The sequence below is a fragment of the Streptomyces sp. NPDC029296 genome, assembly GCF_055569255.1.
Map to the genome: position 1 here is coordinate 40,001 of NZ_JBVHXT010000023.1, position 21,295 is coordinate 61,295.

The 21,295-nt window shown below is 71.5% G+C and carries 26 protein-coding genes; 1 reads left to right on the plus strand and 25 read right to left on the minus strand.

Annotated elements, in window-relative coordinates; translation table 11 throughout:
* Positions 1-41 precede the first annotated feature (41 nt).
* The 21 genes from ACZ4W9_RS20870 to ACZ4W9_RS20970 form a co-directional block, all read right to left on the minus strand.
* Positions 42-416, minus strand: coding sequence for a hypothetical protein (locus ACZ4W9_RS20870; RefSeq protein ID WP_467937841.1), 375 nt, complete (start codon positions 414-416; stop codon positions 42-44).
* Complete coding sequence (locus ACZ4W9_RS20875; protein WP_467937843.1) at positions 413-844, minus strand: hypothetical protein; 432 nt, start codon at positions 842-844, stop codon at positions 413-415. The genes ACZ4W9_RS20870 and ACZ4W9_RS20875 overlap by 4 nt, the downstream gene beginning before the upstream one ends.
* Positions 844-1,077 (minus strand): holin, encoded by a 234-nt coding sequence (locus ACZ4W9_RS20880; RefSeq protein WP_467937845.1) that lies wholly within the window; start codon positions 1,075-1,077, stop codon positions 844-846. The genes ACZ4W9_RS20875 and ACZ4W9_RS20880 overlap by 1 nt, the downstream gene beginning before the upstream one ends.
* A gap of 3 nt (positions 1,078-1,080) precedes the next feature.
* On the minus strand, positions 1,081-1,830 hold the full coding sequence (locus ACZ4W9_RS20885) for an N-acetylmuramoyl-L-alanine amidase (RefSeq protein ID WP_467937847.1): 750 nt from the start codon (positions 1,828-1,830) through the stop codon (positions 1,081-1,083).
* A gap of 66 nt (positions 1,831-1,896) precedes the next feature.
* Complete coding sequence (locus tag ACZ4W9_RS20890; RefSeq protein ID WP_467937849.1) at positions 1,897-2,211, minus strand: hypothetical protein; 315 nt, start codon at positions 2,209-2,211, stop codon at positions 1,897-1,899.
* A gap of 74 nt (positions 2,212-2,285) precedes the next feature.
* Entirely contained in the window at positions 2,286-3,083 is a 798-nt protein-coding gene (locus ACZ4W9_RS20895; RefSeq protein WP_467937851.1) for a LysM peptidoglycan-binding domain-containing protein, read from the minus strand.
* A 10-nt stretch (positions 3,084-3,093) separates the two neighbouring features.
* Positions 3,094-4,608 carry a glycosyl hydrolase family 28-related protein gene (locus tag ACZ4W9_RS20900; RefSeq protein WP_467937853.1) on the minus strand — a complete coding sequence of 505 codons (1,515 nt, stop codon included), beginning with the start codon at positions 4,606-4,608 and terminating at the stop codon, positions 3,094-3,096.
* Entirely contained in the window at positions 4,608-5,546 is a 939-nt protein-coding gene (locus tag ACZ4W9_RS20905; RefSeq protein WP_467937855.1) for a hypothetical protein, read from the minus strand. Before ACZ4W9_RS20905 ends, ACZ4W9_RS20900 begins: the two co-directional genes overlap by 1 nt.
* A 2-nt stretch (positions 5,547-5,548) precedes the next feature.
* Entirely contained in the window at positions 5,549-6,703 is a 1,155-nt protein-coding gene (locus ACZ4W9_RS20910; RefSeq protein WP_467937857.1) for a siphovirus ReqiPepy6 Gp37-like family protein, read from the minus strand.
* A 12-nt stretch (positions 6,704-6,715) separates the two neighbouring features.
* Positions 6,716-7,717 (minus strand): phage tail family protein, encoded by a 1,002-nt coding sequence (locus ACZ4W9_RS20915; RefSeq protein WP_467937859.1) that lies wholly within the window; start codon positions 7,715-7,717, stop codon positions 6,716-6,718.
* Positions 7,718-11,023, minus strand: a complete 3,306-nt coding sequence (locus tag ACZ4W9_RS20920; RefSeq protein WP_467937861.1) for a phage tail tape measure protein — start codon at positions 11,021-11,023, stop codon at positions 7,718-7,720.
* Between the two features lie 205 nt (positions 11,024-11,228).
* Positions 11,229-11,747, minus strand: a complete 519-nt coding sequence (locus tag ACZ4W9_RS20925; RefSeq protein ID WP_467937863.1) for a DUF7426 family protein — start codon at positions 11,745-11,747, stop codon at positions 11,229-11,231.
* Entirely contained in the window at positions 11,747-12,223 is a 477-nt protein-coding gene (locus tag ACZ4W9_RS20930) for a phage tail tube protein (protein ID WP_467937865.1), read from the minus strand. The genes ACZ4W9_RS20925 and ACZ4W9_RS20930 overlap by 1 nt, the downstream gene beginning before the upstream one ends.
* 11 nt (positions 12,224-12,234) lie before the next feature.
* On the minus strand, positions 12,235-12,672 hold the full coding sequence (locus tag ACZ4W9_RS20935) for a minor capsid protein (RefSeq protein ID WP_467937866.1): 438 nt from the start codon (positions 12,670-12,672) through the stop codon (positions 12,235-12,237).
* Complete coding sequence (locus ACZ4W9_RS20940) at positions 12,669-13,019, minus strand: hypothetical protein (RefSeq protein WP_467937868.1); 351 nt, start codon at positions 13,017-13,019, stop codon at positions 12,669-12,671. Before ACZ4W9_RS20940 ends, ACZ4W9_RS20935 begins: the two co-directional genes overlap by 4 nt.
* 12 nt (positions 13,020-13,031) lie before the next feature.
* Positions 13,032-13,355, minus strand: a complete 324-nt coding sequence (locus tag ACZ4W9_RS20945; RefSeq protein ID WP_467937870.1) for a hypothetical protein — start codon at positions 13,353-13,355, stop codon at positions 13,032-13,034.
* Positions 13,343-13,747 carry a hypothetical protein gene (locus ACZ4W9_RS20950; protein ID WP_467937872.1) on the minus strand — a complete coding sequence of 135 codons (405 nt, stop codon included), beginning with the start codon at positions 13,745-13,747 and terminating at the stop codon, positions 13,343-13,345. The genes ACZ4W9_RS20945 and ACZ4W9_RS20950 overlap by 13 nt, the downstream gene beginning before the upstream one ends.
* 29 nt (positions 13,748-13,776) lie before the next feature.
* A complete protein-coding gene (locus ACZ4W9_RS20955; protein WP_467937874.1) occupies positions 13,777-14,283 on the minus strand; it encodes a hypothetical protein in 507 nt (168 codons plus the stop codon).
* A 3-nt stretch (positions 14,284-14,286) separates the two neighbouring features.
* Positions 14,287-14,664, minus strand: coding sequence for a hypothetical protein (locus ACZ4W9_RS20960; protein ID WP_467937876.1), 378 nt, complete (start codon positions 14,662-14,664; stop codon positions 14,287-14,289).
* Complete coding sequence (locus tag ACZ4W9_RS20965; protein ID WP_467937878.1) at positions 14,661-15,611, minus strand: major capsid protein; 951 nt, start codon at positions 15,609-15,611, stop codon at positions 14,661-14,663. Before ACZ4W9_RS20965 ends, ACZ4W9_RS20960 begins: the two co-directional genes overlap by 4 nt.
* A 20-nt stretch (positions 15,612-15,631) precedes the next feature.
* Complete coding sequence (locus ACZ4W9_RS20970) at positions 15,632-16,438, minus strand: hypothetical protein (RefSeq protein WP_467937880.1); 807 nt, start codon at positions 16,436-16,438, stop codon at positions 15,632-15,634.
* A 141-nt stretch (positions 16,439-16,579) separates the two neighbouring features.
* Here ACZ4W9_RS20970 and ACZ4W9_RS20975 point away from each other — a divergent pair, with 141 nt between their 5' ends.
* Positions 16,580-16,753, plus strand: coding sequence for a hypothetical protein (locus ACZ4W9_RS20975; RefSeq protein ID WP_467937882.1), 174 nt, complete (start codon positions 16,580-16,582; stop codon positions 16,751-16,753).
* On the opposite strand, the gene ACZ4W9_RS20980 is transcribed toward ACZ4W9_RS20975, so the two are convergent.
* The 4 genes from ACZ4W9_RS20980 to ACZ4W9_RS20995 are packed head-to-tail and all read right to left on the minus strand — an operon-like array spanning position 16,750 to position 21,233.
* Complete coding sequence (locus tag ACZ4W9_RS20980) at positions 16,750-17,865, minus strand: phage minor capsid protein (RefSeq protein ID WP_467937884.1); 1,116 nt, start codon at positions 17,863-17,865, stop codon at positions 16,750-16,752. The genes ACZ4W9_RS20975 and ACZ4W9_RS20980 overlap by 4 nt on opposite strands.
* Before the next feature lie 13 nt (positions 17,866-17,878).
* Positions 17,879-19,393 (minus strand): phage portal protein, encoded by a 1,515-nt coding sequence (locus tag ACZ4W9_RS20985; protein WP_467937886.1) that lies wholly within the window; start codon positions 19,391-19,393, stop codon positions 17,879-17,881.
* Entirely contained in the window at positions 19,393-20,664 is a 1,272-nt protein-coding gene (locus ACZ4W9_RS20990) for a PBSX family phage terminase large subunit (RefSeq protein WP_467937888.1), read from the minus strand. The genes ACZ4W9_RS20985 and ACZ4W9_RS20990 overlap by 1 nt, the downstream gene beginning before the upstream one ends.
* A complete protein-coding gene (locus ACZ4W9_RS20995; protein ID WP_467937890.1) occupies positions 20,664-21,233 on the minus strand; it encodes a helix-turn-helix domain-containing protein in 570 nt (189 codons plus the stop codon). Before ACZ4W9_RS20995 ends, ACZ4W9_RS20990 begins: the two co-directional genes overlap by 1 nt.
* Positions 21,234-21,295 lie beyond the last annotated feature (62 nt).

Sequence of the window (21,295 nt, forward strand, 5' to 3'; positions counted from 1 at the left end):
AAGCGGCCCCCTCTCGCCCGAAAGGCGAGAGGGGGCCATGGTCAGACGCCCGTACGGTCGTACTCCTCCACCCGGGACGGCGGGGCCGGCGGCTCGATACCGCTCTGCCGCATCAACCCGGTCAACTCCGCGACGTACCCGGCGTACGCGCGCACCAGCGAGGTCAGCCCCTCGATGCGCCGCTCGCTCCGATCCACCCGCCGTTCGAGCGTCTCGCGGATCTCCCGGAAAGCCGCGAGGTCGGCCGCGCGCTGCTGCGGCTCCGCCGCGGCCTCGGCCGCCGTCCGCTGCGCCTCAGCCGTGGTCCGGGCCGCCGCCCGGGTCGCCCGGGCCGCGAACAGACCCGACCCCAGTAGGGCGACGGCGCCGAGCACCGACCCGATGATGCCGGCGACGACCCCCCACGCTCCGCTCACGGTGCCTCCCGACGGACGGTGTGGGGCACCTCGTACTCCGGCACGCTCGCGGCCCACAGGATGATGCCGACGTGGCTGGTGGCATACCAGCCGAAGATGGCGAGCCCGCGCGGGAAGTCACCGGCGGCTGACGCCCAGAGGAACGCCGCGCCCCAGACGAACGGCGGGACCAGGGCGGCGATGAACCCGAACCGGTCCCGGCCGATACGCAGCCAGGCGGAGCCAGCGGTGACCAGGCCACACACCACCCAGATCAGGGCCCACCAGCCGATGGGCGCCCAGTGGGTGAGCAGCTCCAGCCCCCGCGTCTCGGGCTGCGGAGTGAGGATGTAGCCCGTCCCATAGCAGATCTTCCCGATGCCGAGGAGTGCGAGCGCGTGCCCGCGGCGGCCCAGCTTCTTGCGGAGCCGCCGGGCCGCCGCACGCATCAGACGCCCGTCGGCGGGACCGGGCCGCGCGGGGTGTGCCGTGCCGCCCATCCGGAGACGAACGTGATGGCAGCCGGGACCAGGGCGAGGACGAACGGGGCCAGCGCCGGCGGCATCCAGCCCACCAGCTCGGCGTGGTCCTGGACCGCTTCCAGGGAGGCGAGCAGGCCGGTGCTGCCGACGTAGGCGGCGGCGGTCGCGGCGGTGACCTTCTTCTCTACGGGTGCAGCCATGGGTCAGCCCTTCTTCTCCAGCGCGGTGATGCGCTTCTCCAGATCGGTCAGCCGGTCCTCGACGGTGCGGGCCGGCGGCTTCGGGGCGGGCGGCGGCGTGGAGGGCGACCAGCTGGCGGAGTGCTTCAGCCGCTCGGCGACGTCCGCGCGCAGCTGCTTCATGCTGAAGTCGAACCGGCCCCTGGCGCCGTACCCCTCCACCGGACCGCGGGGGTCGACCTTCCCTTCGACGCTGGTCTCCAGGTGCCCGGCAACGGAGCCGGCGCCCCAGCTGTGGTGGCGGCAGATCGCCGCGTTCCAGCGGACCCACGCGTCGTACTGGGCCCGGGTGTAGGTGTCCCTGCCGTCCCCGCGGTTTTCCGTCTCGACGCCGTACAGGCAGTCGTTGCCGTCGACCGTCTCGGACCTGTCCTGCTTGGGCAGAGGCTTCTCCGCGGTGATCGCGGCGACGACGTTGGCGGCGGCGAGGCCGGCGTGGTTGGCGCGGTGGCAGGAGACCAGCACGGCGATGCCCGACTTGGGCAGGAAGGTGTGACAGAGCGGGGCGGGCAGGCTGGGCGCTCCGCCAACGGCCACGGCGCGCAGGCTGTCACTGCCCGCGGTGTGGTGGTTCAGGACGCCGTGGACGGGCCCGAAGGTCTTGCCGGTGGCGGCGTCGCGGCCGCGGGTGGTCCATCCGTCGTACTCGGTGAAGCGGACGCCCTCGGCCTTCAGGGCGGCACGCCACTGGGCTGGGGTCATCGGGTCGGACATGAGGGCTCCAGACATGGCGAACGCCCCGGCCGGACGGCGCGGGGCGTGGGCGGGCTGAGGGAGGGGTCAGTGGCGTGGCGGCCAGGTCCAGTGGCCCGTCTCGGTGCCCTCGGCGCGCGAGGTGGCCCAGTAGGTGTCGCTGCCGTCGAGCAGAACGTGGAGGTTGCAGGTGACGGTGCTCTCGTCCCACAGGCGCACGATGATCGCTGGGTACACGTCGCCCTCGGCCGCGTGGTTACCAACGTGGCCGACGAACCCGGTCCGGTCTTCGGCACCGCAGCTTTCGTGGAAGTCCTTACGCCGGCGGTTGATGTCGGTGGCGTCCTGCTCTGTGAGCCGGTAGTGGACGATCCGTCCGACGGACGGCTGTTGTTGGGGCATGGGCCCTCCAGGGGCATAGAGAAGTCCCCGGCCGGGGGCACGGGGGCGGGGGAGCCAGACGATGGAGCTGGGGCTCAGTGGCTGTGGGGGATCTGGAGCGCCCGCCAGATCGTCTCGGACGGGACGCCGGTGTAGGCGCCGCCCGGCGAGCCGCACGTCACGTGCCAGTTGCCCCAGGCGGTGAGGTCGGCCGAGCCGATGTCGGCGGACGGTGTGTAGCTGCCGGCGCCCACGGCCACGAGACGCTTCGCGGCGGCGAGGACGAGCGGAGACGTGCGGCCGATCTTGAAAAAGTCCGGGCCCGGGTAGGGCGCGTAGGCGGGCGCGGTGCCGGACGAGGTCTTGATCAGGGCCGGGTCGTCCACCCACGAGGTGTCCGCGGTCACCATCGGCGAGCAGTACTTCGGGTACCCGTACCCGTACACCGCGGTGTCGCCCCGGTTGCGTTCGCGCAGGTAGACGCCGTCCCCTTCCGCCGCGCCCGTAACGTTCGTGTTGAACTCGATCGTCCAGATCTTGGTGGCGTCGTACTTCCAGACCAGGCCGGTGTGCTGGGAGCCGTCCGGGCCCAGCATCACCTGCGCGCCGATCGCCGGCTTCCAGCTCCAACGACCCCACGATGAGTACGTGCTGACGGCCTCGGCGCAGTCCGGGGTCTGCGGCATGATGCTGATGTCCCCGGCCCGGTACGCCAGCCAGAGCAGCCCGATCACACACCAGGACAGCCCCTGGTACGGGGACATGCCGGGCGTCTCGGCCGCGTACTTGTTGATGTTCGTCCAGGTCGAACCGGACCGGTCCTCCTGATACTTGATGAGCGCTTCCTGCGTCCCCAGCTCGATCAGCGTCTGCGGGGCGATCGCGGCGACCATGAGACCTCCCTCAGGACGGGTCGAGGATCCGCCAGCCGACCGTGCTCGTGTCGCTGGCCGAGGTGGACTTGATGACGAACGAGGCGCCCGCCGTGCGGGTGTTGACGTACGGGGCGCCAACGGTGCCGCCCGGTGTCTGGATCGTCAGCACGATCACGCTGGTGGCGGTCACCGCCGTGGTGTTCACGGTGACGGTGCCGGCCGCGAGGACCGCGGTCCCCATCCGGGCCGCGGCACCGCCGGACGGCACGACCGTACGACCGGCCATGACGAGGGAGCCGTCGCCCGGGTCCAGCCTGTTCACCGTGCCGGACAGCGCGTTCGGCTTCGAGCTGGATAGGCCGAGCACGGTCGCCACGGTGCCCGCGTCCGTGCGCAGGCACGTCGTCGCACCGGACCCGGGCGCCACCTCGGTCACCCCGGCCAGGACCACGCCGGCCGCACCGTTGGTCAGCCAGATGCTCGTGCCGTCGCTCGCCTTCGTCACGAATCCCTGGACCGTGTTGCCCTTGCCCCCGTACACCTCCAGCCCGGTCGTGACCTGCTCGGCGCCGCAGCTCGTCAGACTCACCCCCGTGCAGGAATCCAGCCGGTAGCCGACCGGCGAGCCCTGCACGGCGCACGCGGCCAGGCTGCTGTACGCCATGCCCTCCAGCCAGATCCCGCCGGTGACGCAGCCCTCCACGGACACAGCCGTCATGGAGACCGAGGCGCCACCGAGGACGGTGTCCTGCGGCGCCTGGGCGTGGACGCCGACACCACCGCAGGTCCGCACCCGGACCCTGTTCAAGACCGTGTTGGCGAGCTGGTGGCAGAAGATGCCGTCCCCGCCCCACGACTGGATGAGCACGTCCCGCAGGGTGACGCTCGGGGTGGACGGCGCGCTGAACCTCGTGAACCGGACGGCGCTCCCGAACCCGCGGCCGGGCCCGGACAGTTGCAGCCGCTCAAGAGTCACGCTGCCGACGTCGGTCCCGACGATGCAGTCCTTGTTCTGGTCGGTGGACTGGAGGATGGACACGCGGGGGCCCGCGCCGATCGCGTTGACGCCGCTGGCCCAGGTAAGCGCGGTGGTCAGGATGTACCGGCCCGCCGGGAAGTAGAGCGTCCCGCCCCCGGCCGTGCCAGCGGCGTTCACCGCGGCCTGGATCGCCGCGGTGTCGTCTGTGACCCCGTCGCCCTTCGCGCCGAAGTCCCGGATGACGTTCAGCCAGTCGAGAGTCATCTGGCTCGGGGTGCCAGCGGTGACGACGTGCGCCTCCACCCACACGCGGGCGGGCCCGCCGACGTCCGCCCACATCCCGGTCACGCCGTCCGGGCCGAGCCAGCGTGGCAGTGCGCCGTACTCGTCTGCGCGGATCTCCGTCACGGCGGCGCCGCTCGCGTCCTGGAGGTCGGTGTACTGGGTGCCGCCGTCGGCCGCGGACCACAGCGTGATCACCTGGCCGGCCGCCACACCCCACAGGCCATCGGACGGACGGACCACGTAGTCGGCGATCCCGCGCCCGTACTCGTAGCGGGCCATCAGGTGCTCACCGCCCAGCTCATGCTCTCGGGGTACACGACGTCTCCGGTGTCGATGGCCGGGTGCTGCGTCAGCAGCACCTGCCCGGGGGTGTCGGAGGACGCGGCGCAGACCGTGACCCGGGCGATCTGCACGCCCGTGACGTAGGCCACGCCGTACTGGTCCCGCGAGGGGTGCGCGTAGTCGAGCGGGACGAAGAGCGGCAGGCGGCTGGGGGTGGCCGCCGCCAGGGTCGCGGCCGTACGCCGGAAGGTCCCGAGTCTCAGGTGCGTGGTCCCGGACCTGGTCTCAAGCACGGAGCTGGTGATGATCTCCCAGTTGGGGGCGGCCTTGTCCACCGAAATCACGCCGCTGGCCTCGTAGATCAGCACCCAGGAGACGCCGTTCCAGACGCGGACCCGGCCGGTATCGGTCTCCACCGCCAGCTCGCCCGCGACCGGGCGCGGGTTGAGCGACTTCGACGTCGCCGGGCGGCAGCGGGCGCCCGCGTACAGCTCGGCCCGGGTCACCGTGACCGTGCCGGCCCCGGCCGCCACCGCCACGGTGGCGAGCGGGATCTCGTAGATCCCGGTGTCCCCGGTCTGCTGGACGATGTCCGGGGTCATGCTGCTGGCGCCCTGCCGGACGGCCGCCCGGACCGTCCACGTGGCGCGGTCCAGGCGGAGCACGATCCGGTCCCTGCGGGTGTCCCCGGAGGAGTTCGCGGCGATCGGGAGGGTCACGGTCGACGTCCCGGAGTACCAGGCCTGCCCGCGCACGCTCGCGTAGACGTCGGGTCGGATCGTCACCGACAGGCCCGTCCCGGCGGACACCACCGGTGCGTCCAGCGGTGAGCCGTACACCCCGTCGTCGGAGAAGCGAGCCGCCAACTTCTCGTACTCGACGTCCGTGACGAACCGGGCGTTGTGCGCCGGGGACGGCCATGAATCGTCGGCCACGCTTACCTCGCTTCCAGTCGGCCGAGTCGACGACTCAGCTCGCGTACTAGCCGCACCATGCGGGGGTCTGTGGTTGCGTCCGGCGAGCCGATCAGCGATGTGACCTGCTCGCCGTCCGCCGGGGATGCTTGGAGACGGATGGACCGCACCAGGTCGCGCACCTCCAGGCCGGTCGGCAACGCCACGGTGACCCGGTCACCGAGCCCGAAGTCCCTGCCTGCTCGCAGGTCGTCGGTGTCGACGGTGACCGTGGACAGCTCCACCGGGGCCGCACCCTCGGCGAGCGCCTGGCGGCCCTCCTGCGTCAGCTCGCCGTTGTCGTTGCTCGCGGCGCTGGAGTCGACCAGCTGCTCCACCCGCCACCAGGCGCCCGCGGCCGCCGAGTCGGAGACCTCGACGTACGGGCGTGGGAAAGCCTGCTCGGAGCCGGTGACCAGCGCATGGGTGACCGTCGGCGCTGACCGTTTGAAGGTGAAGCTTCTGAGGTTGCCCAGGCCGGCCGAGAAGCGGGCTGTCGCGGTGCGGTCCGTGGGCGCGTACACCTCGAAGAGGATCTGGCTGCCGGACTGGCGGGTGCGGATGCCGAGCCCGCCGCCGTCGGTGGCCACCCTTCGGCAGACGTCGAGGAGCCGCTCCAGGCGGGTGTCGACGGACACGGTGCTGCCCACCCCGGCGACGGCGCCGAGGACGAAGTGCGGGATGCGGCGGGCCGCGAGCGCGCCGGGCCCACAGTTCTCGTTCACCAGCGTGCGGATGACCTGCTCGGCGTTCGTGCTGGTGACCTGCCGGGACGTGTCCGGCTGTGCCGACCACGCCGAGCCGGGCGCCGGCCAGGTCAGGTATCCAGCCACCACCGCGAGGTCGTCGGCGAAGTTCACCGTGACCTTGCCGGGCGGCGGCTCGCCGTCCCCGGCGATCCCCCATGAGTATTCCTGCGGGACCTCCATCGGCCCGGCCATCCAGACCTGACCGTCCCGGATCACCATGAGCCGGTTGCCGGGCTGGAGCTGGGCCATCACCTCGGCGTGCGCGACCAGGTCCACGCTGCCGCTGCTCGGCTCGTTGAAGGAGAGGGTGACGTCCAGGTTGGACCAGTCGGTGAGCGGGTCACCCTGCACGACCAGGTCCCGATTGGTGATGAGGAGCTGGATGGACACCGGCCTCACCTCCTATGCGGTCTCGTACCGCGGGTAGAAGGAGAGGTCGACGGCCGACCCGGGGCCGCTGCCTGCGAGGGTGAAGGCCACAGCGTTGTCGCCGGGCTGCAAGCTCCACAGCGTGGCGGCCGGCCAGTTCAGCGCGCCAACCCAGTTCACGCCGTCCGGAGAGCCATCTAGGTAGCGCACCTGCGGCGGGTCCGTGCGGACGGTGACCTGCTCGCCGGGGAGGAGGGCGCCGTGCCCGACGGCCGACGGGTTGAGGGTGAATGACTCGGTGACCGGGCCCGAGCGGGTCGGCCGGGTCACGGAGAAGATCACCAGCGACGCGGGGCCGGTGATCGTCCAGGTCGGCCACACGGCCACGTCACCCGGGACCGTGACTGTGGTCGAGCCCAACACCTGGGAGGACGAAACGGTCGGATAGGGGCTGAAGTAGCTGCTCGACGCGGCCTGTTCGCGGTGCACCACCACCGGCACCGGGTCGATCCAGTACGGGTCCTCGCACCACAGGGTCATCACCGCGGTGTCCACGATCCAGCCGGATCCGTACGCCCCCCGGCCCTCCCAGCCCTCCTGGTAGTGAACGCTGATCTGCCGGCGGGAGCCGTCCGGCCGGGCGATCTCCAGCACGCCCGGCCCGTCCCGCAGGGTGCGGGTGAACGCGGTCGCCAGCTGCCGCCAGCGGGTGATGAACTCCATGTGCGTGTCACCGCGCACCTGGAGCGGCCAGACGATCTGCCGGGGCTGCGCCTGGACGTGCCGCAGGGTGGCGCCGCCGCGCGCCCGCGCGTCGGTCGTCAGCTCGTACGGCACCGCGCCGAGCCCCGAGACGCCCTCGGCCAGGGTCGTCCATCCGAGGGAGCGCGTGGTCAGCGGCCACACCCCGCCGGCCGGGTCGTAGTAGGTGACCACGGCCCGCCCGAGGTCCGGCAGGACGATGCCGCCCCCGCCGCCGGCCGGGGGCGGTCCGGTGTCCGGCGGGGTGACGACCGGCGCTGTGATGAGCGGCATCTACCGGGGCCTCCCCACTCGCGCGAGCGCGTCCTGGCGGCGCTGGAGCGTCTCCAGGTCGCGGATCGTCATCTCCCTGTGCGTCAGGTTGTAGGTGTTCTGGGTGGTGTTGTTCACCACCCGGCGCCCAGCACCCGCGGCGGCCGAGGAGACGGCCACCTGGGTCGGCGTCGGCGTGTCCACGAGGCTGGCCATCGACCGGTTGACGGCCTTCCGGCCGGACTCGATGCCCCGGCGCAGGCCCTCCGCCGTGAAGGCACCGACCCGGGCCATCACCCTGCTGGGACTCTTGATCCCGAGCGCCTTCCGGATCGACTTCGACATCGCCTTGGCGATCGCCAGCATCTGCCGCTCGATCGCCGCCTGCTCGTCCTTCAGGCCCTTCACGAGGCCCTGCGCGGCGCGGATGCCCGCCCCGTACATGGCGTCTGCCGCCGTGTTCCCCGCTGTCCCGGCCGCCTTCGCCAACCGGGCCTGCTCGTCGTTGATCGCCTTGATCTGCGCCGGGGTGGCCGAGGCGAGCGACGCTGCCACGGCGCCGCCCTGGTCCACGCCAGCCTGCGCGATCTGGGACAGCAGGTCCGACCTGATGCCCTTCTTCTTCAACGCTGCGATGCTGGTCGCGAAACGTTCGGCGGCCTTCCGGTCCCGCTGGAGGCGGGCGAGGATGGCGTCCGGGCTCTGGCTGCCGCTCTGCCCGGTGATCGCGCCCGAGTTGAGGATGCCGTTCCGGACATCCGACGCCAGCTTGTCCCGGGCCGCCAGCTGGTCGGACAGCTTCTTCTGCGCGTCCTTCAGCCGCGCGGCGACCTTCTCCTCCTGCGAGGCCAGCTTCAGCAGCTGCTTCGTGCCGGCCGACACGGTGCCGAGCGCCTTCGTCCGGGCCCGGCCCGGCTTCAGCCCGTCAGCGATGATGTCCGCCAACTTGCCCGCCGCCGCCTTGATCTGCGCCTGCGAGCCGGTCAGGCCCTCGATCAAGCCTTTGGCGATCCACACGCCCTGGGCCTTGGTGACACGGCTCGGGCTGTGGATGCCCAGGGCGGACGCGATCGGGCCGGGGATCGCGGCCTTGGCCCAGCCAGCCAATTTGTCCTTGATCCAGCCGGTCATGGAGGAGACACCCGCCCACAGGCCCTGTACCAGGGCCCGGCCGTGCCCTGTGAGTAGGCCGTCCAGGTGGAGCATCCCGGAAATCCGGCCAGGGAGAGCGGCCACCCAGGACATGAACTGCTGCCCCTTGGCCGCTGCGGCATCGCGGAAGCGCTGCCAAGCGGAGGAGGAGACCGCCGCGAGGACTGCGCCGAGCCGCCCCAGCGCGGCCGTCGCACGCCCGGGAAGGGCCGCGACCGACCCCACGAAGGCCTGCCACTGCCGCTCCACCGGGCCCGCGATATACCGGGACCACAGCCCGCCGAACCACGCGCTGATCGCGGTGCCGATCACGCTGAGATCGGTGCCGACCTGCGCCGCCTTCTCCCCGAACCAGGCCTGCATCGAGGCCCACCACTCGGGCAGCCGCTCCGACGCCGCGGTGATCAGCCCGGACACGAATCCGACGATCATCGAGTTGCCGGCGGCGAACAACGCGCCGAGCACCATCGGCGGCAGCTGCGCGACCGCCAGGGCGATGGCCCCGGCGATGGCAGCGACCTGGAGGATCGTCTCGGGGTTCGCGGCGATGTACGCGGCGATGTCCTGGCCGACACCGATCATGGTGGTGACCAGCAGCGGACCCATCTCCCGCACCTTCGCCGCCGCGCGCTGACCCAGGATCCCGAGGAACGCAACGATCCTGTCTGCCGTCTCGGCGTTGGGTTCGCCGGCCTCATCCCACATGTGGCCGAGGGCCGTCTTGAACTCGGCGGCCTTGACGAGGGCGCCGCCGAGAACCTCGATGAAGCCCTGCTGAAGGCCGCGCTTGAACTGCTCGACGCGCGTGCTGGCGTTGTCGCGCAGCGAGTCGCCGAGTCGGTCCGACGCCCCGGCGACCTGCCCAAGCGCATCGACCGCCTTCGACGGGTCGAGACTCAAGAGGGCCTTCTGCATGTCCTCGGACTTCGTGCCGAACAGCTCGGTGGCTGCGGCGTCCCGCTTGACCGGGTCCTCCATCTCGCGCAGCTTGTCGAGGGTCATCTGGAGCGCCTTCGTGGCGTCCGGGCCACCCTTGGCGATCATCTTGACCATCTGGTCCGAGTTGAGACCGATGTCCTTGAAGCCCTGGACGATCTTCTGGGAGCCCTGGACGCCCTCGATCGTGAATTCCTTCAAAGCGTCGGCGACAACGTCAGTGTCGCGGGCGCCTGCTTGGAGGCCCTGCGACATCAGGCCCATGGCCAACTTCGCGTCCAGGCCCAAGCGCTGAAAGATCACGCTGTACTCGTTGAACGTATCCGCGACGTCGTCGGCCCGTTGGCCCAGCTTCGGCATCGCTGCGGCGATCGCGTCGACTGCTTCGGTGCCGTTCTTCGCCAGGCCGGTCTTCAACATTTGGCCCACCGCGTTCGCGGTCTGCCCCAAGTCCAGCTCGAAGGTGTCCGCCAGGTCGGAGACGTTGGTCGCGACCCGCTTGATCTGGGCGTCCGTCGCACCGGTGGGCATGATCCCGGCCCGCATGACCGCGCTGATGACGTCGGCCGCGCCCTGGAAGTCCTCGGTGACTGCATCCGCCCACAGCTGGCCGGCGATGTGCCCGTACCGGCGGGCCTCGGCTGGGGTCTTGCCGAGCTGTGCGGCGAGACGGCCGGTGATGCGCTCCTCGTCCATGGCGCTGGAGATGCCGGCCAGAAGCGCGGTCCCTGCGGTGGCTCCGAGCGCGGCGAAGCCCAACTTCGCGGCGAAGCCCTCCCGCAAGTTGACGGCGATGTCACCGATACCCCCGGCCGCCTGGCCGTCCAGGCCGGAGAGGAAGCCCTCGCCCGCCCGGTCCCCGGCGGCGGCTGCGGCGTCGGCCGCGTCGTCGGCGCCGCGCCGTACGCCGTCGGCGAGGTCGTTACCCGCTCGCCGGGCGCCCGGCTGCACGCCGTCCTCGAACCGCACGCCCACTGCACGGCCGCCGCGGCGGGCCTCCGCCTCGGCCTCCGCCGCCGCGGCGGTGACGGCGTCGACCAGCTCGCCGCGCATGGTCCGCCACTGGCCGTCCGCGCCCCGGACCAGGCCCTGGCCGATCTGCTGGCCGGCACGGTCGGCATCGCTGGCCATCTGCTGGCCGGTCTGCCGCAGCGCCTGCTCGGCGCGGCGCAGCACCGGGGTCACGGTGCGGTCGTCCACCGAGAGGACGGCGTTCAGCTCGCCTACGGTCAGCGCCATGCTCACCTCCTGGCGGAGTGCGGGTCGTCAGGGGGTGGCGCGAAGTGCCGGCGCAGTCGGGAGTCAGAGGAGAACAGCCCGAAGACCCGGACCCGGAACCAGCGGTAAGTGCGCTCGCGGAGGATCCCGGAGCCTACGTCGATGCCGTACTCGCTGTGGAGGTCGGCCTCGATCAGGGCCCACTGGGCGAGGATCTGCTCCCAGGTCAGCTCTGCGGCCGACCCCGCCCCCTGCTTCGGCGCCGGGATGCCGCCCTCGTACCACTCGTAGAGGCCGGTGACGGGGTCGTACTCGCCGCACCCGACGCCGAGGAGCCGCGCGACGCCTGCCGACGCGTCTCCCTGTTCGGTGCTTTTCCCATCTGGCCCGTCTTCCAGAACTGCTGGGCCGTCTCGCGGTCGGTGGTGATCCACCACATGGTCGTCAGCGAGGCGTGCTTGAAGGCGCTCCAGCCCAGCTCGGCCTTCATCTGCTCGTAAGCGGTGCCCAGGCACATGCGGTACAGGTCCAGCTCTTCCTTGTCGCCGAGGACCGGCGCGTCCGGTGCCCGGCCGCCAGCGGCGAGCCGGGCCGCCAGTGTCGTGATCCGCTCGATCCGCAGGCCGTCCTCTGCTGAGGGCTCTTCGATCCGGTACGTACGCACCTGGCCGTCCCGCCCTCGGATCGGGAGGACGAGGACCTCCTCCAGGAAGCCGTCGAGAGCCTCGAAGTCGTCGCGCGCCATCAGGCGGCCAGCGGGTTGTCGATGAGCTGGAGCGGGCCGGTGCCGGTCAGCGTCAGCTCCACCTGGTCCAGGGCGGTGTACTCGCCGCCGGACGGCGCCCAGGTGACCAGCGCGGTGCCCTCGTACGCCTCGGGCAGGCCGTTGCGGTCCATGTACCGCAAGTGGACCTCGGAGGCTGATCCCCAGCCGAACGCTGCCCGCCTCAGGGCCTCGTGGGTGGGGTGGTACGTCTTCGCCTGGTCGTTGATCTTGCGGTTGATCGTGACGCCCAACTCCCAGGACTGGCCGGTCTTGGTGTTGCTGGCCCATCCCTCGCCTTCGTACTCCCCCTGCTCTTCGAGGTTGGGCTCGGCTGCCGGGGTGAAGGCGGTAACGCCCGGTACGAGCTGCCAGTCGCTGCCGTCCTTGGTGTCGGACATGTCGATCTCCAGCCGCCAGCGGCGGGCCAGGGCCGTGGTGGGTGTGGGTGTGGACACTGGGCGTCCTCCTAGTCGATCAGGTAGGGCCCGGACCTGCTCGTCCGGAAGTAGTAGTTCGCGGTCAGCTCCAGGCGGCCCCGCTCGTCCTGGCCAATCCATGCCTGCGACTGCCGCCACGACAGCGCGACATGGACGCCGCCGGCCGTGTAGTACCGGCGGTTGTGAAGCACGGAGAAGAGGTCGGCGGCCAGCTGGATCACGTCGGCCGGGTCCGTGCCCGCGCGAATGCGGGCCTGGATGCCGGTGATCGCATCGGTGGTGTCGTCATCGGCGACCGGGTAGGGCGTCAGGCCGATCGCCCGGTCCGGCCCGTCCGGGACACGGCCGAGGACGATGCCTGTGCCGTCGGCAGGCAGGACATCGTCGGGCGAGTAGACGCCGACCCCCTCGGCGGCCAGGAGGACCGCGATACCGGTCAGGAGGTCGACGTCGTGGGTGCTGCTCACCGCAGGGCCCGCCGGATCTCGGCGGCGAGGAGCGCGGCCACCTCCTGGCGGGCGGCGTTGAGGGGCGTCTCCAGGTACTTCGCGGTCCGGCCAGGCGCGTGCCGCAGGTCGAGCCGCTCGTGCTGGACAACCGCGTAGGGGGTGTCGTAGGAGACCATCGCGGTCAACGACGGCGGATCCACGCTCGCCGCCCCCGACCGCTGGAGTGCTGCCTCGTCCAGCGGCACGACCTGGTCCGCCTCGCCGAGGACGTGCTCGGCCGCGAGGTAGAGGCCCTGGGCGGCGCCCTCACGGAGCGCTCGTGCCGCGGGCCCGGCGTCGAAACGAAGTCGGAAGCTCTGCGGCACTGTGACCTCCTACTACTTAAGCCACACCTGCGTGTTCGAGGGCACTGGCAGGGCCCCGCCGTCGGGCCGGGCGACGGTGATGACCGTGGTGAGTCGGCCGTCCGGCAGCGTCACCCGCGACTTCGGCGGGGGCCTGTGGTCGAAGCGGGCGATGTACGACGACGACGAGGTCACCGTCTCGCCACCCGGTGAGACGACCATCTGGATGCGGTCCTCCAGCAGGCACCGCACTGGAGCTGGGGGACCGTACACGTCGCCCTTGCTGCCCGACCCGAGGTACTCCTCGACGGTCACCGTGTGCTGGAGGAGGAAGCCCGGCACGATCACGTCTGCCACACCACCTGGCACAGGTCCAGGTCGGTGAGGATCTCGGCGGCCTCCGCGCACAGGCTTGAGTCCTCGGAGACGGCGGTCGGCGCCGACTGCCGGGAGAAGCTCAGGGCGCCCGCAGACACAGACGTCCACGGGCTCGCCGTCACGTCCCCGCCGTCCGCGGCCGCCGCCTCTCGACGGGCCCACTCCGCGACCTGCGCGCACGTCGCGTCCCGGAAGCCCTCGCGGATATCCGGGTCCGTGGGGTAGCCCGCCGAGTCGGTGTCGTAGATCGCGGCCTTCGTGTCCCGGGACACCAGCCGAGACGCCCGGGCCAGCAGCCGGGCCGCGTTCGCCGGGGCTGGCTGCCCGGTGAACGACTCGTACTCCTCTACCGTCGCGTACACGCGCGCCATACGGCCTCCTCTCGGGGGTGCCGGGCCGGTCAGGCGGACGTGCCGACGATGCAGATGTCGTACGTCACGGTGCTGCCGCCACCGCTGTTGGCGACCTTGAGGATGTCGCCGGTCGAGCCGGTCACCGTGTACGCCGCGTCGGCCCCGCCAGCTACCGCGGCGAGGACCGCGCCTGGGCGCAGCGTGATGGTGCCGGTTGCGTTCAGCAGCGACGACCAGGCGTTGGAGGCTGCCGCGCCGATGATGACGCTGTTCGTGTTCCCGGCCGCTGTCGCGATGACCAGGCCCTTGATCTTGGCGAAGGTGATCGTGCCGCCGAGGGCGTCGAGGAGTGCGCCCGCGAGGTCGAGGTCCTCCGATCCGTTCGCGGCGATCGTCCGGCGTGCGGTGTATGCCCGGTCCGCCTTGCCGGCGCCGGTCCCGGAGGCGAGTGTCACCGCCCGGGACAGCCCGGCCGGCACCCGTGCGGTCCCCAGTCCGGAGTCGGCCGTCAGCTCGGTGAACGCGCTGACGGCGAGGGTGCTGGTGAGTCCCATGCGCTACGCCTCCTCGAGGGCGTACTTGGCGATGAGCAGCTCCTTCGTCAGCTGCGGGATCTCCTCCCGCTCCTCGTCGGACACGGCCCGCTTCAGCGCGTAGTCGATCCACACGTCCTTGTTCGCGTTCTTGGCGGGCGGGTCCCCGGCGTCCTCCTGCTGCTCCTCGGCCTCCGCCTGCTCGCGCACGCGGGGGCTGTCCGGGGCGGTCGGGGCGCTGCCGGGCGAGGCCTGCGGCCGGGACAGGACGCCGTCGGGGCGGACCGGGCCGGGCGTCTCGTCGTCGCGGAGCCGTTCCCAGTTCGGCAGCCCTTCCAGCCGGGCATCCTCGGCGGGGCGCTCGACCACGTCGCCGGTGTTCTCGTTGCGGTAGCGGATCATGCGGCGTCAGCTCCCTTGATCAGGACGGCGCGGGTGGCGTCGAGGGTCTTGGTGCCGTACAGGCAGTCGATGCTGACGACGGTCTGCTTGTACTTGATGTCGTAGTCGTAGACGACGCGCAGGGCGAAGCCCTTGTAGTCCATGATCGTCGCGTCCTGCGCGCCGGGCGGGACCTCCAGCGTGCGGGTGACCAGCGCGAAAGCGGTGCGGTGGAAGGCGACGTCGACCTCGGTGGTCGGCTGGCCGGCCGCCGGGTTCGCTGCGGGCCCGGCGATGTTCTGCGTCATGTACGGGTCGAAGCCGGACACGCGCGGGCCGAACGCGGCCTCCCGCAGGCCCTCGGTGTCGCCGCGGTGGTCGGCCTGCCGCCACGTCTTCTCCGCCATCCAGCGGGCCTTCGTGCGCGGCCCGACCACGACGCGGCGGTCCGCCGGTGGCACGTTCCGCGTGTCCAGGAGCGCGCCGGCCTCGATGAGGACGCGGGAGTCGGACCACGGGTAGTGGCCGTCCGGGTAGTTGTGCTGCTCGCCGTCGGTGTTCTCCGTGACGGCGCCGACCTCCTGGGTGATGTCGTCGCGCAACGCGAGGATGTCGCGGTCGATCTTCTGCGCCATCGCCTCCATCGCCGGGTCGAGGAGCTGCTCACCGAAGCTGTTGATCTCCAGGTTGAGCTGCTCGGTGGTGACCGTGAAGGACACGTCCGGCATGTGGTTGAGGACGATCGGGAAGCCGGACTCAACAGCGTTCTGCGGGACGATGCCCGTGCTGCGGTTGAACTCGTTCGCGACGAAGACGGCCGGCTTGCGCACGGTGATGGTGTCACCGACGCGGCCGGCGAAGTCGGCTTCGTAGTCACGGTGCACGAGCTGCGCCATGTGCGTGGTCTCGTACAGCGTGGCCAGGGCCCGGCGGGCGATGGTGTCGGGGGACAGGAAGGTGTTGGCCATGGGGCCCTCTCTCTACGGTGTCAGCCGCCGCGCGCCTTCCGGCGTGCCTCGCGGTGGGCTTCGATGGAGTCGTCCTTGGGGCGCCCTCCGGTGCCCCCGGAGAAGTCGCCGCTGCTGCGCGGGGGTGCGTCCGAGGCGGCCTTGAGCTTGGGGTTGTCCTCGGCCGCCTTCTTCATGGCGGCGGTCACGGCCTTCGCGAACCCCTCGTGATTCGGGTCGAGATTTTCGATCGATGACATGAAGGCGCGGCTGTCGGTGATCGCATCCGGGTCGACTCCCGCCTTCGACGCACCCCGGTAGACGGCGAGTTCGATCGCTGTCGCCCTGTGCGCCGCGGTGGCGGACTCGATCTGCGCCTTCAGCGCGGCCGGGTCCGGCGGGGTGTCCTTGTCGTCCTTGACCAGGCCGAGAGCCCTGCCGAGTTCCTGCACGATCTCGTTGCGGGCCTCGTCCGCCGCCGCCTTCTTGGCGTTCGTGCGGGCCTTCGCCGCGTCCGAGTTCGCCGCCTTCAGCTCCTTCTGGAGCCGGGCGATCGTCGCGGCCGGGTCCTCCTCGGCGTCCTTCTTCGCGGGCGGCTTCGGCTTGGGCTTGTCGTCGTTGGCCGAGCCGTCGCCGTCCTGGTCGTCGTCGCCGGTCCCGCCGGCATCGTCGTCATCGGACCCGGGGTCATCCGTGCCGCCGTCGTCACCGCCGTCGCCGCTGCCGGATCCGGAGTCGCCTCCGTCCCCGCCGTCGGCGTACAGCCAGGGGTCGAGAGGGCCCGTGGTGTAGGGGTGCGCCCAGCCGCCACCGGCGAGCTGGAGCCTGGGGAGGGTTCGCTTCTGCATGCGTGCACTCCTGGTGCGCGTCGGGGGTGTTCGGCCCCGCGCCTGGCGGGGGTCATGCGATCCGGCCCGCACCCGGCGGGCCACCCGCCTCGGCTGTCCGAGGTGGGAAGTACGGTTGGGCTCCCAGCAGAGGGAGGGATCATGAGCGACAAGCTGACTGAATGCCACGTATGCGGAGCTGCCGTTGCCAACTACGCACGTCACAACACCTGGCACGAGGCGCTGAAGAACGTGCTGCCGAGCTTGGAGCGCGAGGTGGAGAGGGTCACCGCGGAGAAGAAAGCGGAAGGACCGGGCCGCTTCCGCCCCATCTAGCGACTGCTAGTGAGCTGTTCGCGGTGGCTCTTGCGCGGCAGGCCCGTCTCCGCGACCAGCTCACGCACCCGCGCCTGATACGCCCGCACCCGCGCGCGGGCGGCCGTACGCGCGGCGTCGTCCATCGCCGCGGCCTCCCGCCGCTTCCACCGCCGGATCTGCTGCTCCAGGTACCGCTGCCGCTGGGTGTCCTCGTACGTACCGCGCGACGGCTGCGAGGCCGGCACCCGGGACACGCCAGGCAGGTAGGCGCTCACGCTGTGGCGGCAGTTCGGGTGCATCAGCCTCGCCGCCCTCGCCTCCGAAAGCGACCCGGCCACCCGGACCGTGACCGTACGGCCGTCCTCGGTGGCGTGCTCCACCCGGACCTCGCGCGCGCCCGGCGGCCCAGTACGGGTGAGGATCTTCCGCTCCCACGGCCGGCACAGCGGGCACTCCTCCGGGGCCTGCGACACGATGACCAGGTCCACCCCGGCCGCGCCGAGCCGGTCCGTGTGCGCCTCGATCGCGGCCCGGCCCAGGACCGACCGCATGGCCATCTCTGTGTACGAGCGCATGTCCCATGAGCGGCCAGCCCGGTCAATGAACCCGGTGACCCCCCGATCCGCGAGCTGGTCGAGGGCGGACTGGGCGGCCTGTCGGCGGGTCTGCGCACCGAGCGCCGGTGCGGCCGCGGCCCGGGTGATGGCGTCCCGGTAGGCGTCCAGCGTGGTCCGCAGGATCCGCAGGTGGACGGGCCGGGTGTCGTCCACGGCGGCGCGTGCGAGCCGGTCCACGACCGGAGCTGTCGGGACGGTCTCAGCCGCGGCGAGCACCCGGCCCGGGGGGAGCGCGCCGAGTTCGGCGACGGCCGCCTGCTGCCCGCGGTCGTACGCCTCCGCGACGGCCTGGTGGATCGCGCCGGCGGCGTCGGCCTGGAGCGCGGCGATGACCGTCTCGATCGCGGTCCGCATGTGGCCGACCGCCGACAGCTTCAGCTGGACCCAGGCCGGTGAGTCGATGCCCTCCGCCAGCGCCTGCCGGATCCGCTGGATGAGGACGCCCTCGGCGGCCTCGTACAGGTCGGCGACGGCGGTGGCCAGATCCTCCGCGAGGGCCGGGGAGACGGGCACGGCCGATCACCCCCTACGGCAGCGCGCCGGTCTGCATCGGGTCCGGCACCGCCATGCCGTGCTCCTGCTGGATCCGCTGCACCTCGGCGGCCACCTGGGCGTCGTCCCACTCGGGATGCGCCATCCGCACCAGCGTATCCGTGGACGCGGCCTGCGCCCGGCGCAGCACGTCTGCGGTGTTCGCGAGCGACAGCGGGTCCTCCTGGACGCTGTCGGCGAACTCGACCGTCGGCCGCTGCGGCGTCACACCGGAGCCGAAGACCTCCTGGTCCACCGCGAGCCACGCCTCGATGACGTGGGCCAGCGCCGGCCGCCATCGCAGCACCTTCCGGCCTCGCGTCGTCATAGACCGGCGCTCCCGCGCGGTCACCTCTGTGGCCGTCACCGCGACGTCGCCGCCGATGCCGAACGTCTGCCCGGAGTAGCCGGCGCTGCGGAGGATCTGGTTGACCAGGTCCTCGGCCGTGTCCCGGTGCTCCTGCACACGGATGGCGAACTGGACCGCGGTGAGCTGGCTGCCGGAGTCTGGTCGGGCCAGCATGTCCAGCCCGGCGTATACCTCTTGGTCAGGGGACCACGAGGCGCCGCGCCCGGGGCCGTTGGACTGAAGGTAGGCGTTCGGCGTGATGACGCGGCCCTTGCCGAGGCGGATGTCCCGCATCCAGCTGGAGTAGGTCTCGTCCAGGGAGTCCATGAGCGGCTCGACGCCGTCCAGGTCCGAGCGGCCGAGATCCTGGAGGCGCGGCGCGCTGCGCCAGCGGCGGGTGGACTGGTTCGGGACGTAGGCGACGTCGAGGCCGGTGTACCCCGTGGGGATCGCCCCCTCCTCGGTGACGACGGTGGCGAAGCCCGCGGTGGCCGGGTTGTCCTCCAGCGGCACCGGCCGGCCGAGGCGGTCCCGGGTGCCCTGGTACAGGCCGTGCAGGATCACGCCCGGCTCGTGGCGCTCCAGGTGCCGCCACACCTGGCCGTCCTCCTCGCCGACGACCCGCCAGAACGTCACGGCCGCGAGACGGCCCCACCGGAACTCGGGGATGCCGCGGTCCGCGTGGACGGCGTCGATCCACGGCCGGTCCGCGATGTCGGTGTCGTAGACCGGCCGCAGGTACACGCCCCCGAGCGCGGCGCCGACCTCGGCGGCGGTCTGGAGCGTGGCGAGCATGCCGTCGTCCGTCAGCTGGTCCAGCCGGGCCTGGGTGGTGCTGTCGTCCACGGTGAACGTCGGCGGCTCGCTGAACAGCAGGTCCGCGCTGCCGCCGCACAGGTCCCCGGCGATCGGCACGTGCATCTTGCTGCGGCGCTCGCCGGGCGCGATCGGGGTGCCCCACCACCAGCGGGCGATCCGGCCGACGACACCGCCGGCGTACTGGAGCCGCTTGGGGTCGGGGGCGCCGCCGCTGCGGCCGCCGTAGAGCTGCTCCAGGCGGTCGGGGTCACCGGACCACCAGGTGTCCCAGGTATGCATGGCGTCCAGGGCGGGGCCGAGATACGGGGGCGGCCAGGCCATGTCGCCCATGGGCAGAGGCATCAGGCTGCCACCTCCAGTCGCGTCGGTAGGTACGGCCGCCACAGGGACTCCGTTGTCCGCACCCCGTACCGGAGCGCGTCACAGCTGTGGTCGTTCTCCTTGATCGGCTTGTCCTCGCCCCGCTCGGCCGCCGTGTCGTCCCAGCTGTATCCCGGGATCTCATCGACCAGGCCCTGCGCGGACTCGTGAACGAGGAGGTCACCGGTGGAGAACAGGCTGCTGACCGTACGGATGCCGTCGAGGACGCTGTTGTCCGCCGCTGTCACGCCGGCCACGCCGTCGCGGTGCAACTGCTCGATGTACGACGAGGCCGACGGGTCCACGATCGTCCATTCCGGAGCGACACCGACAACGTTCGTCTCCGGCTGGGGCACCCGCGCGAGCCAGGCCCGGCGCGCCTTGGAGTACTCGGCGTCCGTGAGCTGGCGTCGTTCCCGCCGCGACTCCCACCGGTACTCCGAGACGACGTACAGCCGTCGGTCCGCGCCGAGCCCGAGCAGGATGTCGGAGTACGGGTTGACGGTGCCGTAGTCGATCGAGTCGCACAGCCAGCGCTCGATCCTCGGCAGTGCGCGGACGACGTGCCGCTTGATGTCGAAGGTCTCGTAGATGGCGCCTTCGGACTGGACCCAGTGGCCGGCGATAAAGCGCCGGTACCAGAGGCCGACGTACTCCGCCTTCAGCGATGTGACGTAGGCCGGGTCGAGGGCCGGGTTGTCATCGAGCGTGAAATGCCACTGCCGTAGGTTCAGTTCACCGGCGCGGTCGAGGAACTCCTTCTTCAGCCAGTGGCCCGGGTTGTCGGGGTTGGTCGTGGCCATCAGCTTCGCGCCCGGTACCGACAGGCGGCCGAGCAGCTGGTTCCAGAAGCCGCGCGGCACGAGCGTGGCCTCGTCCACGTAAGCCAGGCAGGCGGTCAGACCACGAAGTCGGCCCTCGGCGCGGGAGTCGGCAGCGCCGATCAGGTGCACGGTGCGGCCCAGGATCGTCGCCGTGGTCGCGCCGCGGGTGTGCACCACCAGCTTGGCCACGGGCCCGAACAGCGCTTCGTCCTGCATCGGCTCCAGGACGTTGCGTTCGATCGTCTGCAACGACCTGCCCACGACCACGATCAGCCCGGACGCCGGCGCGGACGCGACAGCGATGAGGAATGCGACCAACGAGGCGATCGTCTTGCCGGATCGGATCGCGCCGTGCCAGACGTTGATGCGGGCCTGAGCGGCGGCGATGGACCGGATCTGCTTGTGTGACAGGGGCAGCGAGTCGAGCATCAGCCCTCCCCGCTGTCGTCCTCCCCAGGCGGCTCCTGTGCGGCCAGTCGGGACAAGCCCTCGGCGAGCGTGCCGAGCATCGAGCGGGCGGCTTCCACGCCGGGATCGCCGTCGAGTGCTTCGAGCTTGACGGCCTGGTTCATGTACTGGGTGATCGCGCCGGCGAGTGCCTTCTCTTCTTGGCCGGGCACGTGGTCGAGCCGTTCGGTCTCGATGCCGTTGATGGTGCTGGCCGTGAAGGGGAACCGGCCGGCGTCGGCGGCGTCGAGTTGGTCCAGGAGCCGTTCAGTACGCGCGTACAGCCGTTGGACGATGGCTGCCCGTCTCGCCTTCGCATCGAGGACGCGGGCCTGGGTGGCTACCGCTGTCGCGGTGCGGTCGAAGGTGACCGGGGGGTCGAGCTTGGCGGCGATCACGCTGATGGTGCGCGGAGATCGGTTGAGGATGCGGGCGATCTCGTTGCGGCCTTTGCCTTCGGAGGCGAGGCGCCGTACGGCCTGGCGGTCCTCTTCGGTGACGGCTCGCTGGTCACCGTGGAGGCCGCCGGCCTTCTTGGGCGGGTTGGGCACGGCCGCCTCCTCGGAGCATGCGAAAGGCCCGGCCGTGAGCGGCCGGGCCGGTCAAGTGGGGA

Excerpts from the sequence above, each read along its gene's own strand:
- ACZ4W9_RS20970 (WP_467937880.1), bottom strand. The coding sequence starts at position 16,438 with ATGCAGAAGCGAACCCTCCCCAGGCTCCAGCTCGCCGGTGGCGGCTGG.
- ACZ4W9_RS20880 (WP_467937845.1), bottom strand. The coding sequence starts at position 1,077 with ATGGCTGCACCCGTAGAGAAGAAGGTCACCGCCGCGACCGCCGCCGCC.
- ACZ4W9_RS20950 (WP_467937872.1), bottom strand. The coding sequence starts at position 13,747 with ATGGCGCGCGTGTACGCGACGGTAGAGGAGTACGAGTCGTTCACCGGG.
- ACZ4W9_RS20890 (WP_467937849.1), bottom strand. The coding sequence starts at position 2,211 with ATGCCCCAACAACAGCCGTCCGTCGGACGGATCGTCCACTACCGGCTC.
- ACZ4W9_RS20975 (WP_467937882.1), top strand. The coding sequence starts at position 16,580 with ATGAGCGACAAGCTGACTGAATGCCACGTATGCGGAGCTGCCGTTGCC.
- ACZ4W9_RS20965 (WP_467937878.1), bottom strand. The coding sequence starts at position 15,611 with ATGGCCAACACCTTCCTGTCCCCCGACACCATCGCCCGCCGGGCCCTG.
- ACZ4W9_RS20920 (WP_467937861.1), bottom strand. The coding sequence starts at position 11,023 with ATGGCGCTGACCGTAGGCGAGCTGAACGCCGTCCTCTCGGTGGACGAC.
- ACZ4W9_RS20960 (WP_467937876.1), bottom strand. The coding sequence starts at position 14,664 with ATGATCCGCTACCGCAACGAGAACACCGGCGACGTGGTCGAGCGCCCC.
- ACZ4W9_RS20915 (WP_467937859.1), bottom strand. The coding sequence starts at position 7,717 with ATGCCGCTCATCACAGCGCCGGTCGTCACCCCGCCGGACACCGGACCG.
- ACZ4W9_RS20985 (WP_467937886.1), bottom strand. The coding sequence starts at position 19,393 with ATGCCTCTGCCCATGGGCGACATGGCCTGGCCGCCCCCGTATCTCGGC.
- ACZ4W9_RS20885 (WP_467937847.1), bottom strand. The coding sequence starts at position 1,830 with ATGTCCGACCCGATGACCCCAGCCCAGTGGCGTGCCGCCCTGAAGGCC.
- ACZ4W9_RS20990 (WP_467937888.1), bottom strand. The coding sequence starts at position 20,664 with ATGCTCGACTCGCTGCCCCTGTCACACAAGCAGATCCGGTCCATCGCC.
- ACZ4W9_RS20875 (WP_467937843.1), bottom strand. The coding sequence starts at position 844 with ATGCGTGCGGCGGCCCGGCGGCTCCGCAAGAAGCTGGGCCGCCGCGGG.
- ACZ4W9_RS20955 (WP_467937874.1), bottom strand. The coding sequence starts at position 14,283 with ATGGGACTCACCAGCACCCTCGCCGTCAGCGCGTTCACCGAGCTGACG.
- ACZ4W9_RS20925 (WP_467937863.1), bottom strand. The coding sequence starts at position 11,747 with ATGGCGCGCGACGACTTCGAGGCTCTCGACGGCTTCCTGGAGGAGGTC.
- ACZ4W9_RS20900 (WP_467937853.1), bottom strand. The coding sequence starts at position 4,608 with ATGGCCCGCTACGAGTACGGGCGCGGGATCGCCGACTACGTGGTCCGT.
- ACZ4W9_RS20895 (WP_467937851.1), bottom strand. The coding sequence starts at position 3,083 with ATGGTCGCCGCGATCGCCCCGCAGACGCTGATCGAGCTGGGGACGCAG.